An 11,451-nucleotide genomic window follows, 5' to 3' on the forward strand; every position below is an offset into this window, starting at 1 on the left:
CTTCAATCGAGTCCCGCGAGGGTGAGCAACAGCGACTTCACATCGGTGGCCTGCAAGGGGCCATCGACAGCGCGGGGGGTGGAGCACAGGATGAGCGGACCGTCTTGCGGATCGTCGGGGAGCCTGCCGTGGCTCCCGCGAATAGGTGACGGGTCCAGGGGCACGACCGCCATGCGATAGCGCATGCCGAGTTTCTTGCGTGCCAGGGCCTTGGCCGCCTTGACCTTCACATAGGGGTCGAGGGGGTCCATGAAGAGTTCGACCGGGTCGTAGCCGGGTTTGCGGTGGATCTCGACGAGCTGCGCGAAGTCGGGGGCGCGCTCGTCATCGAGCCAGTAGTAGTACGTGAACCAGGCATCCGGTTCCGCGATGGCGACGAGTTCGCCGGAGCGCGGGTGGTCCAGGCCGTGGCTCTTCTTGCCCTCGTCGTCGAGGAGTTCCTCGATTCCTTCCAGGCCCGCCAGGGCTTCCTTCGTGGCGTCCATGTCCTCCGGGCTGCGCACATAGACATGTGCGAGCTGGTGGTCGGCCACGGCGAAAGCCCGGGAAGCCATGGTGTCGAGGTACTCCATGCCGTCCTGGGTGTGCACTTCGAGCAGTCCTGCCTTGCGCAGGGCGCGGTTGATGTCCACATGGCGGCTGACTCGGGTGATGCCGTACTCGGACAGGGCCACCACGGTGCGGCCTTCGGCCTTCGCTTCGGCCAGGAGCGGGGCGAGGGCGGCGTCGATGTCCCTGGCCGCCTGCAGGGAGCGGGGGTCGTCGGGGCCGAAGCGCTGCAAGTCGTAGTCGAGATGAGGGAGGTAGCAGAGCGTCAGATCGGGCCTTCGCGTGCGGATGATGTGGCGGGTCGCGTCGATGATCCACTGCGAGGACGTCAGGTTCGCGCCGGGGCCCCAGAACGTGAACAGGGGGAACGTACCGAATTTCTCGGTGAGTTCGTCGTGCAGAGCCGGCGGACGGGTGTAGCAGTCGGGCTCTTTGCGGCCGTCTGCGTAATAGACAGGACGGGGGGTGACGATGATGTCGGTGTCCGCGCCCATGGCGTACCACCAGCAGATATTGGCGACCGTGTAGCCGGGGTGCGCCCGGCGGGCGGCGTCCCACAGCTTGTCGCCTGAGACCAGGCGGTTGTGCTGGCGCCATAGGAGGACGTCGCCGAGCTCACGGAAGTACCAGCCGTTGCCGACGATGCCGTGCTCGGCGGGCATGGTGCCGGTGAGGAACGTGGACTGGGCGGCGCAGGTGACCGCGGGCAGCACCGTGCCGAGGGTGGCCTGGGAGCCGTTCGCGCCGAGGGTCTTCAGGTTCGGCATGTGGTCGAGCAGACGGGGGGTGAGGCCGACGACGTCCAGGACCAGGAGCGGTGTGGGGCTGTCGGGCTGCGCTGTGTCCTCGGGCTTCGCGGTGCCAGCGGCTGGCGGCGTGGCGGTCATGGCAGCTCCTTGAGGCCCAGGTCGACGAGGAGGTCGCGGGCGAGGGTGAGTTCGGCGGCGATGCCGTCGGCGAGCTGGGTGCGGGCTCGCGGGCGCAGTTCGTCGGGCAGGGCCTGCCAGGTGTACGTCTCGACCTCCAGGTGCCGGGTACGCGGGGCCGGGCCGCCGACCAAGCGGGTCAGGACGTCCTGGAGGACGTCGAGGGTCGACGTGAGCGGCGGAGCGGGTGCCGCGTGCAGCGGGACGTGGAAGTGGGAGCGCCAGGGTGCTGTCTCCGGCAGCGCCTGGCCTTCGACCGCCTCGCCGAGGTCGTCGGTGCCGTGCAGCCGCTCGGCGGTACGGGTGCGGGTCTGGTGCAGGAAGCGGGGTTCGTCGAAGGCCGCCAAGGCGGCGCGGACCTCGGGTAGTTGGGGCTGTTCGGCGTGGAGTGCGGCAGACAGCTGGACCTTGTGAATGGGGATGCGCGCGGCGGCCAGGGCTTCGAGCGCGGACCCCGGATCTTCGAAGGAGGTGGCGAGATGACAGGTGTCGACACAGATGCCGATGCGTTCATGGCCGATGGCGGTCAGCGGGCCGATGGCGTCGGCGGTGGTTTCGACGGTGCAGCCGGGCTCGGGTTCCAGGCCGATCCGGATGGACCGTCCGGTGAGTTCCTCGAGGGCGTCCAGGCGCTGGGCGAGCGTGGTGAGCGCATCCAGACTCGCCGCCGCGTCCACCGCGTTGTGCGCCGTGCGCCAGGCGAGCGGCAGGGTGGAGATGCTGCCCTCGGTGACATCGTCCGGGAGCAAGGAGGTGAGAAGCCGGGCGAGGTCGGTGGTGTGGGTGAGCCGTTCCGGGTCGGCCCAGTCCGGCTTGTACACGCGGTACTTGACCTCTTCGGCGCCGAAGCCCTCATAGGGGAAGCCGTTGAGCGTGACCACTTCGAGTCCGCGCCGGTCGAGCTCGGCGCGCAGTCCCCGCAGTGCGGCGGGGTCGGCGATCAGGGCACGTGCGGCGTCGCGGGCGAGCCACAGGCCGATGCCGAGCCGGTCGCGGCCGAGGCGCTTGCGGACGGGTTCGCAGTGGTCACGGAGCTGGGCCAGGACGCCGTCGAGTGTCTCGGCGGGATGCACATTGGTGCAGTACGAGAGGTGGATGGTGGAGCCGTCGGGGTGCCGGAAGCGCATGGGTCACTCACCGCCGCGCAGGATCGAGTTCCCCTCGTGTGTGGCGTCGGTATCCGTGACGTCGAGGTCGAGGCGGCCGCTGAGACCGTAGAAGGCGACGGGGTTGCGCCACAGGACCTGGTCGACGTCGTCCTCGGTGAAGCCCGCGGCGAGCAGGGCGTCACCGACCTTGCGGGTCTTCAGCGGGTCGCTCCTGCCCCAGTCCGCGGCGGAATTGACCAGTACCTTCTCGGGTCCGTACCGCTGAAGGATCGCGACCATGCGGTCCTCGTCCATCTTGGTGTCGGGATAGACGGAGAAGCCGAGCCAGCAGCCGGCGTCCTTGGCGTCCTTGACGGTGGTCTCGTTGAGGTGGTCGAGAAGCACCCGGTCGAGCGGCAGGGCGGACTCACGGACGACGTCGATGGTGCGGTGGAGCCCGGCGAGTTTGTCGCGGTGCGGGGTGTGGACGAGGGCGGGCAGCTCGGCGTCGGCGGCCATCTGGAGCTGCGCGGACAGCGCCTTGTCCTCGGCGGGCGTCATCGAGTCGTAGCCGATCTCGCCGACGGCGACGACGTTGTCCTTCACCAGATAGCGGGGCAGCTGGTCGAGGACGGGGGTGCAGCGGGGGTCGTTCGCCTCCTTGGGGTTGAGGGCGATGGTGCAGTGGTGCGCGATCCCGTACTGCGCGGCGCGGAACGGCTCCCAGCCGAGGAGCGAGTCGAAGTAGTCGTAGAAGGAGGACGGGGAGGTTCGGGGCTGGCCCAGCCAGAAGGCGGGCTCGACCACGGCGCGGACTCCCGCCGCGTACATGGCCTCGTAGTCGTCGGTGGTGCGCGAGGTCATGTGGATGTGGGGGTCGAAGATACGCATCAGTTCTCCTGGGGGGACGCGGCGGACGCGGCTTCGGCCGGCTCTTCGGCGGCGGGCTGTTCGGCGGCGCGCTCGGTCAGGGCGAGGACGCGGTGCAGATCGCCGGGGACGGGGCGGCCTGCGGCGGTGCGCTCGCGGGCGTAATCGCCGAGCATTCGGGCGAGTTCGCCGTCGCCGCGCGCGCGGTCGGCCAGGTCGGCGACGGTGTCCACGCGCACGCTGGTGAACAGGCACTTGAGGACGGCGTGCCGCCAGTCGTGGGCGTCGAGGTGCTCGGCGCCGTACGGGCCGACGGCGGCTGCCACGAGGGAGGTGTCGTTGGTGCGCAGCGCGTCGTGGGTGAGCGCGAGGGCCTCCGGGCCGGGGACGAGGTGGGTGAGGGAGTACAGGACTGCTCGGCGTTCCGCCGCGGTGCCCTGCTCGTAGAGCCGCGTCAGTGTGGCGACGTCGGCTCGGGCCGCGTGCAGGAGCAGCAGGCGGGCGGCGTCGGCGTGCTGGTTGCCGCAGCGGCGGCCCGCCTGGGCGAAGCGCAGCTCCCAGGCGGGGACCGGGCCTTCGTCCGGGCTGCCGTGGTGGGCGGCGGCGTCGGTGAGGGCCTGGTCCAGCCAGGAGCGGGCGGTCTCGTCGAGAGCGGGTTCGAGGCCGGCGCGGAGTGTCGCGAGGGATGGGGCGGTGGTCATGGCCTGCCTCCTTCGGCGAGGTGGGTGTTCTTGAGGGCGAGAGGTGAGGGGGTCGTGGTGGCGCGGGCGGCGCTCTCGGCTTCGCGGAGGAACTTGATTGATTCCTCGGCCAGTTGAGGGCCCGCGTGCGAGTGGCGGGGAAGTTCGACGACGGTGAGGCCCTGGTAGCCGGTGGCGGCCAGTGCCTCCAGGACGGGCGGGAAGTCGATCTCGCCCTGACCGAAGGGGAGGTGTTCATGGACGCCGCGACGCATGTCCTCGATCTGCACGTGCCGCAACCAGGGTGCGGCGTCGCGTACGCAGTCGGCGGGCGGTGCGGGTTCGAGGCATTGGCAGTGGCCGATGTCGAGGGTGAGACCGAGCGCTTCCGGGGCGCCGAGGTCGGTGCGGAGCCGGTGGAAGTCGGCGATGCAGGAGAGAAGGTGGCCTGGCTCGGGCTCGATGGCCAGCGGTGTTCCGGCGCCTTCGGCGGCCTCGACGACCGGCGCGAGCGCCTCGGCGAGCCGTTTCCACGCGGTGTCGTCGGGGGTGCCCTCGGGCTTGATGCCGCTGAAGCAGTGCACGGCATGGGCGCCGAGGTCGGCGGCCACGCGCACCGCACGGATCAGGAGGCGGACGCGGGCGGCGCGTCGATCGGGGTCGGGATCGAGCAGGGACGGTCCGTGCTTGTGCCGCGGATCGAGTACGTAGCGGGCGCCGGTCTCGATCGTCGCGGTCAGGCCCAGCTGATCGAGCCGCCGTGCGACGCGACGGGTACGGGCCGCGAGGTCAGGTGCCATCGGGTCGAGGTGCATGTGGTCGAGGGTCAGACCGACGCCCGCGTAGCCGAGGTCGGCGAGCAGGCCGAGGGCGTCGTCGAGGCGGAGGTCGGTCAGGCCGTTGGTGCCGTAGCCGAAGCGAAGGCTCATGTGACGCTCACCTTCCGTGCGAACCGACGGGCGACGGGTGCGAGCGAAGCGGTGACGAGTGCGGTGCCCGGGTGCCCGGACCGGGCCGCGAGGGCGGCCTGGAGCGGGATCATCGCCCGGATCCCGCCGCCGACGGCGCGTTGGGTGAGCTGGGGAGAGGGGTTGAGGAGGGCGTGGAACAGGGGTTGGGCCGCCGTGAGGGCGTATACCGCGGCCAGCACCGACCGCAGGCTCTCCGCCGGGCTGGGCCCGGGCAGGCCGAGGGCCGCTGCGGCGCCTCGGCCTGCCGGGAGTGCGGGACCTCGGCCTGCCTGGAGTGCGGGACGGTCGGGTGGGCCGGCCGGAGAGGCGGGGCCGCTCGGCGGTCCGTCCGGAGAGGCGGCGTGGTCCGAGTCCGCGGTCGGCCCCAAGGACGGCGCACCGAACCGTCCATGCGCGACGGCGCGGGACAGCACGGCTGTCACCGCAAGTCCCGCCAACGGGGCGAGGGTTGAGCCGCCCTCTGCCTCGCGGCGGGAGACCGTGGTGACGGAGAAGGTGTGGGCACCGAGGAGGGCCGAGGAGGGCAGTGCGGGCCGGACGCGTCCGGTGGTGGCGACCGCGCCGAGCAGTAGGTCGAGGGAGCGGGCGCCCGCCATTGCCAAGGGGCCCGCGGGGGTGTTCTTGAGACCCAGGTCGTACGCCCACACCGTGGCCGCCAGCGCGCTCGCGACGCCCAGCGCGCGGCGTCCGGCAAGGGCCGCGAGACCCAGTCCCGCGGCCGTCAGAGCGGCTGCTGCGGCGCAGGCCGCGAAGGGAGTGATCCGGCCGGACGGGAGTGGTCGGTGGGGGCGTTCGATGGCGTCGACCTCGCGGTCGGCCCAGTCGTTGAGGGCCATTCCGGCCTCGTACAGACAGAGGGAGGAACCGATCGCGAGCAGCGTGCGGGCGCGCGGCCGCGCGCCGCTCGCCGCAGCGCCGGCGAGGGCGTCACCGGGCACGGTGAACAGGGCGGAGACACGGAGGAGTTCGGCCCAGTCGGCAGGCTTCGCGCGCCGCTTGGGCTGGACTGGCGCGGCACCCGTATCCACACCGGTGCCTGGCCCGCTGACAACGTTCTCCACGGACTCGGACCTGCCGTTTTCACGCCCAGCGCGCTCGCTCCGACCGGACCCACTCCCACCAGCCCCGGCCTCAGCACGGGTCACGATTCCGGAGCTGTCGTTCGGGCGGACCTCAGCACGCCCCCGTCCGCCCCCGCCACTTCCCGACCACACAACCCCAACAGCACCCGCAACCCCCACGACCACCAGCCCACCGGCCAGTGACAGGAGGCGTGAAGCCCTCATCGGGTGGTCCGCAGCCGGTCGGCGAACGAGAGGAGTTCTGTGAACTGTTCGCCCAATGAGGAGGAGCCGCCGTCCGGGTCCTTGAAGTAGAAGCCGAGTTCCGGGCGCGGCCCGGTCAGTCCAGCCGCGGCGGCGCGGGCGGTCAGGCGGGCGAGGTCGAGGACGAGCGGCGCGGCGAGGGCCGAGTCGCAGCCCTGCCAGATCGTCTGCAGGACCATCCGCGAGCCGAGGAAACCGTCGAAGGCGATGTGGTCCCAGGCGGTCTTCCAGTCGCCGAGCGCGGGGACGTCGTCGATGTGGACCTCGCCCTGCGGCGCGCTGCCGAGGACATCGGCGAGCACCCGCTCCTTGCCGGCGTTCTTGGCGGCCGCGGCCGCCGGGTCGGCGAGAGCCGCTCCGTCGCCGCCGCCGAGCAGGTTCGCGCCGGACCAGGCCCGGACGTCGAGCGCGCGCTGCAGGAACATCGGCGCGAGGACGGAGCGCAGCAGGGTCTGGCCGGTCTTGCCGTCCCGGCCTGCCCAGGTCAGCCCGGATTCGGCGGCCGTACGCGACAAGGAGGGGTGGTGCATCCCGGTGGAGGGAGTGAAGTTGACATACGGACAGCCGGCGCGCAGCGCCGCGGCCGCGTACAGGGAGCTGACGGGCAGGCGTGTGGAATCGGGGCCGGGAAGTGGTTCGGTCGAGGAGACATTCACCACGACGGTGCGGTCCACGCCCCGGCGGCGTATGAAGTCGGTGAGGTCGGCGGCGAAGGTGTCGATCAGTTCGTCGTCGGTGCGGGTGTCGCCCGGTTGCGGTCCGCCGGGGCGTATCTCCGCGTCCGCGGCGGCCAGTTCGGCGCCGACGGCGACGGGCAGACCGTGCGGCAGCACGCCGCCCGCGGCCAGGTGCTCGGCGCGCTTGGGCAGCGGGCAGCTGGCGGTGTCGTGCCCGCCGAAGACCAGGGAGCCGAGCGGTGCGAGGCCGCAGTCGACGAAGGGGGGCGTCTCGGTGACCATGCCGGTCGCCGGGTGCAGTCCGGCGGCGACGGCGGCGGCCCCCGCGACGACGGTGGTGGCGACGGAGCCCCGGGCCCCGATGAGCCACACCCCCAAGGCGGGTGCGGTGGACGGCTGTTGGGGGGATGCGGACGTGGACACAGGGAGCCTCCTGTCGTGCACGGACCAGTGCCGGAAGGTGCCGGATACAAGGGACCGGATCCCGGCCGCCCCCGTGATCAATTCGGGGGCGGCCGGTCCGGCCGGGCTCTGCCGTCACCGCTCCCCCGCGGGGAGCGAGGCTCCCCTGGGAGAGGGCGGCGGCAGGGCCCGAGACATCGGGAAGAGGTCCGGCGTCCTCCGCCCGACGCCGTTCTCAGGCGCCCGGAGCGGGCAGTTCCTTGAGCTGGATGTCGCGGAAGGAGACCTGGTCGGCCGAGCCGTGGTTCTGCAGGCCGATGTAGCCGTCGGTCAGGCTCCGCTCGGGGTCCTTGTTGGTGAAGTCGTTGATCTTGACTCCGTTGAGGAACACCTGCAGGCGCTCCCCCTGGACCCTGATCTCGTACGAGTTCCACTGACCGGGCGGCCGAAGCACCTGGTCACGGGCCTTGATGTTCGCCGACTTGAACGAGTAGACGGCACCGGTGGTGCGGTCGGGCGCGTCCGAGGCGTCGATCTGGATCTCGTAGCCCTTGTTCACCGCGGACCAGGGGTCGTCGGAGGCCGGGAAGCCCACGAAGATCCCGGAGTTGTCGTCGCCCTGCATCTTCCAGTCGAGCTTGAGCGAGTACGACTTCAGCTCCTTGGCCTGGTACCAGAGCAGCCCCATGCCGCCCTCGGTCTCCATGACCCCGTCCTTGACGTTGAACTTGCCGGGGCCGGCCTGCTTCCAGCCCTCGAGGGTCTGGCCGTTGAAGATATCGCGATAGCCCTTGTCGGGCTTGCAGTCCGCCTTCACCTGGCCGGAGGCGTACTGCAGGCCGCCGAGCAGGTGGGTGCGGAAGGCTTCCTCGGCGTACGACTCCTTGGTGTGACCGCCGCCGGTGTAGAAGGAGCGGCCGCCGCCGTAACTCTGGCACCAGGCGATCGGGTGATCACCCTTCATGGTGCCGCCGGAGTACGTGGTCTCGTCGAGGGTCGCAAGGATCTTGGCCTTGCCCCGCGGGTTGGTGCGGTAGTTGTACCACTCGTCGGTGCGCTCCCAGGCGTCGTCCAGGTGCGTGGTGGACGGGTGGTCGTGGTCCTCGACGCGGACCGTGGCCTTCTGGATCGCCGGGTGCGACTCGAAGTAGGCGCCGGCGAGGCCGCCGTAGAACTCCCAGTCGTACTCGGTGTCGGCGGCCGCGTGGATGCCCATGTAGCCGCCGCCGTTGGCCACGTACCCCTCGAACGCCTTCTGCTGATCGGCGTCGAGCACGTCACCGGTGGTGGAGAGGAAGACCACCGCGTCGTACTTGGCGAGGTTGGTGGTCGTGAACTGCTTGGCCTCCTCGGTCGCGTCGACCTTGATACCGGCCGGCGTGCCGAGCTCCTTCAGGGCCGTGATGCCGGCCGGGATGGAGTCGTGGCGGAAGCCGGCGGTCTTGGAGAAGACCAGGACCTTCTTGCCGGCCTTGAACGGCTCGGAGGAGAACTCGAAGTCGTCCACGTCGTACAGCGCGCCTTCGCCGCCCTTGAAGACCAGGTAGATCTCGGTGGACTTGCCGGGCAGGGCCCGCAGCGGGACGTCCACGTTCTGGAAGGTGTCCCAGCTGCCGGTCGGCGGGATGTACGCGGAGCCGTGCAGCGGTCCGGTCGGCGAGCCGGTGCGCAGCTCGATGTAGCCGCCCGCGCCGCCGGAGGATGCCCGTACGGTCATCTTCTTCTGGCCCGAGAACTTGTACGGGCTGAAGGAGATCCAGTCGCCGTCGTCGATGTCACCGACGGTCTTGCCGCCGTTGGCGCCGGCCTTGTCGTACGTCTTGATGCCGGACTGCTTGCCGAAGTGCTCCGCCTGGCGGTGCAGCGGCTGGACCACGGCGCGTGCCGTACCGGTCAGCGCCTCCTGACCGTTGGCGCCACCGTCGGTGTACGAGGCGCCGACGACACCGTAGATGTTGGCGTTGGGGTCGTGTCCGCCGTCACCGGCCGGGGGTGTCAGCGTGCCCTCACAGCCCATCTCGCTGGTGAGCTCGTGGGCGTGCGAGTCGTGGCCGAGGCTGTAGGCGACCTTGACCTTGGAGCAGTCGACGGTCTCCTCGGGATCGGTGACCGTCACCTTGAACGGGACGGGCTTGCCGAACTCGGCCATGGCACCGTTGCCCGGGACCTCGATCTTGACCTTGGGCTCGGTGTTGCCGACGACGATGCGGGCGCTGGCGTTGCCGGTGTTGCCCTCGGGGTCCTTGGCGGTGAAGGTCGCGGTGTAGGTGCCGGCCTTCTTGTACTGGTGGGTGGGGGTCAGGCCCTCGCCCTTCGTGCCGTCGCCGAAGTCCCAGCCGTAGGTGAGGTCCGTGGAGTCGGCGTCCTTGGCGGACCCGGTGAACTTCACCTTCAGGCCGGCCGCTCCGGACGTCTTGTCGGCGCTGACCTCGGCGATCGGCGAGAAGCCGTCCTCGGCGTTCTCGATGCGGTACAGGGCGGAGTTCTCGTCGCCCTGGAACCAGGAGACGCCGTAGTCGAGGACGTAGAGCGCGCCGTCGGGGCCGAACTCCATGTCCATGATCTGGGTGCCGGTCCACGGCAGGGTCTTGATCTCCTTGACCGAGCCGTCCTCGTTCTGCGAGATCGGCTTGATCCAGCGCCGGCCGAACTCACCGGCGAAGAAGTCGCCGTCGTACGACGCGGGGAACTTGACCTTGGAGTCGAGGTCCGCGTCGTAGCGGTAGACGGGGCCCGCCATGGGGGATTCGGAGCCGCTGCCGAACTCGGGCACGCTGGCGCCGTCGTACGGGATCCACGCTTCCTGGGCGGGCGGCAGATCCGTGAGGCCGGTGTTGTGCGGCGAGGTGTTCTTGAGGTTCGCGCAGTCGAACTTCGGACCGGACTCCTTGGTGGCGAAGTCGTAGTCGTTGTACGCGTCGTTCTTGCCGGTGCAGAAGGGCCAGCCGAAGTTGGCGGCCTTCGTGACCTTGGCGAACTCGACCTGTCCGGCGGGGCCACGGGTCGCGGAGGCCGCGCCCGCGTCGGGGCCGTAGTCGCCCACGTACACGATGCCGGTCTTGTCGTCGACGCTCATCCGGAACGGGTTGCGGAAGCCCATCGCATAGATCTCGGGGCGGGTCTTCTCGGTGCCCGGGGCGAAGAGGTTGCCGTCCGGGACGGTGTACGAGCCGTCCTCGGCGACCTTGATGCGGAGGATCTTGCCGCGCAGGTCGTTGGTGTTGCCGGAGCTGCGGCGGGCGTCGAAGGCGGGGTTGCGGCCCTCGCGGTCGTCGATCGGCGTGTAGCCGTCGGACGCGAAGGGGTTGGTGTCGTCGCCGGTCGACAGGTAGAGGTTGCCCTGCGCGTCGAAGTCGATGTCCCCGCCGACGTGGCAGCACAGGCCGCGCGAGGCGGCGACGTCGATGACCTTCTTCTCGCTGCCCTTGTCGAGGGTGCCGTTGCCGTTGAGGACGAAGCGCGAGAGACGGTTGACGCCGTCGAACTTCTTGAAGTCCTCGGCGGTGCCGGTCTCCGGGGCGTCCCCGGCGGGGGTGTCGAGCGGCGGGGCGTAGTAGAGGTAGATCGCCCGGTTGTTCTTGAAGTCCGGGTCGACGGCCACGCCCTGGAGGCCTTCTTCGTCGTGGCTGTACACGTCGAGCTTGCCGGCGACCTTGGTGACGCCGCCCTGGTCGGTCAGGCGAAGTGTGCCGTCGCGCGAGGTGTGCAGGACGCTGCGGTCCGGCAGGACGGCGAGCGACATCGGCTCGCCCATCTCGGGCTCGCCCTTGGCGAGCGGCACTTGCTGGAACTGGCCTTCGGCGGCGGCTGCTTCCTGTGCGGGCTGGGCGCCCGCGACGGCCGAGGGTGCTCCCACGGCGAGGAGCAGGCCGGTGAAGAGGGCGAGGGGGGTACGAAGTCTTGGGCGCTTCTTGGCTCTTGGAGTCAGGTCTCTGCTTCTGTGCACGAAGTCCCTCCGGGATG

At 70.5% G+C, this 11,451-nt stretch carries 8 protein-coding genes; all 8 read right to left on the bottom strand.

Annotated elements, in window-relative coordinates; translation table 11 throughout:
• Positions 1 to 2 precede the first annotated feature (2 nt).
• A complete protein-coding gene (locus ACIBI4_RS03665) occupies positions 3 to 1,436 on the bottom strand; it encodes an alkaline phosphatase family protein (protein ID WP_399201882.1) in 1,434 nt (477 codons plus the stop codon).
• On the bottom strand, positions 1,433 to 2,602 hold the full coding sequence (gene eboE, locus ACIBI4_RS03670; protein WP_399201883.1) for a metabolite traffic protein EboE: 1,170 nt from the start codon (positions 2,600 to 2,602) through the stop codon (positions 1,433 to 1,435). Before eboE ends, ACIBI4_RS03665 begins: the two co-directional genes overlap by 4 nt.
• 3 nt (positions 2,603 to 2,605) lie before the next feature.
• On the bottom strand, positions 2,606 to 3,454 hold the full coding sequence (locus tag ACIBI4_RS03675) for a TatD family hydrolase (RefSeq protein ID WP_399201884.1): 849 nt from the start codon (positions 3,452 to 3,454) through the stop codon (positions 2,606 to 2,608).
• Positions 3,454 to 4,134 carry an EboA domain-containing protein gene (locus ACIBI4_RS03680; protein ID WP_399201885.1) on the bottom strand — a complete coding sequence of 227 codons (681 nt, stop codon included), beginning with the start codon at positions 4,132 to 4,134 and terminating at the stop codon, positions 3,454 to 3,456. Before ACIBI4_RS03680 ends, ACIBI4_RS03675 begins: the two co-directional genes overlap by 1 nt.
• On the bottom strand, positions 4,131 to 5,042 hold the full coding sequence (locus tag ACIBI4_RS03685; protein WP_399201886.1) for a sugar phosphate isomerase/epimerase family protein: 912 nt from the start codon (positions 5,040 to 5,042) through the stop codon (positions 4,131 to 4,133). Before ACIBI4_RS03685 ends, ACIBI4_RS03680 begins: the two co-directional genes overlap by 4 nt.
• Complete coding sequence (locus tag ACIBI4_RS03690) at positions 5,039 to 6,112, bottom strand: SCO3242 family prenyltransferase (RefSeq protein WP_399202032.1); 1,074 nt, start codon at positions 6,110 to 6,112, stop codon at positions 5,039 to 5,041. The genes ACIBI4_RS03685 and ACIBI4_RS03690 overlap by 4 nt, the downstream gene beginning before the upstream one ends.
• A gap of 254 nt (positions 6,113 to 6,366) precedes the next feature.
• Positions 6,367 to 7,509: an inositol-3-phosphate synthase gene (locus tag ACIBI4_RS03695; protein WP_399201887.1), complete on the bottom strand. Its 1,143-nt coding sequence runs from the start codon at positions 7,507 to 7,509 to the stop codon at positions 6,367 to 6,369.
• A 214-nt stretch (positions 7,510 to 7,723) separates the two neighbouring features.
• Entirely contained in the window at positions 7,724 to 11,434 is a 3,711-nt protein-coding gene (locus ACIBI4_RS03700; protein ID WP_399201888.1) for a ThuA domain-containing protein, read from the bottom strand.
• Between the last annotated feature and the right edge of the window lie 17 nt (positions 11,435 to 11,451).

The organism is Streptomyces sp. NPDC050418, from assembly GCF_044458745.1.
Classification (GTDB): Bacteria; Actinomycetota; Actinomycetes; order Streptomycetales; family Streptomycetaceae; genus Streptomyces.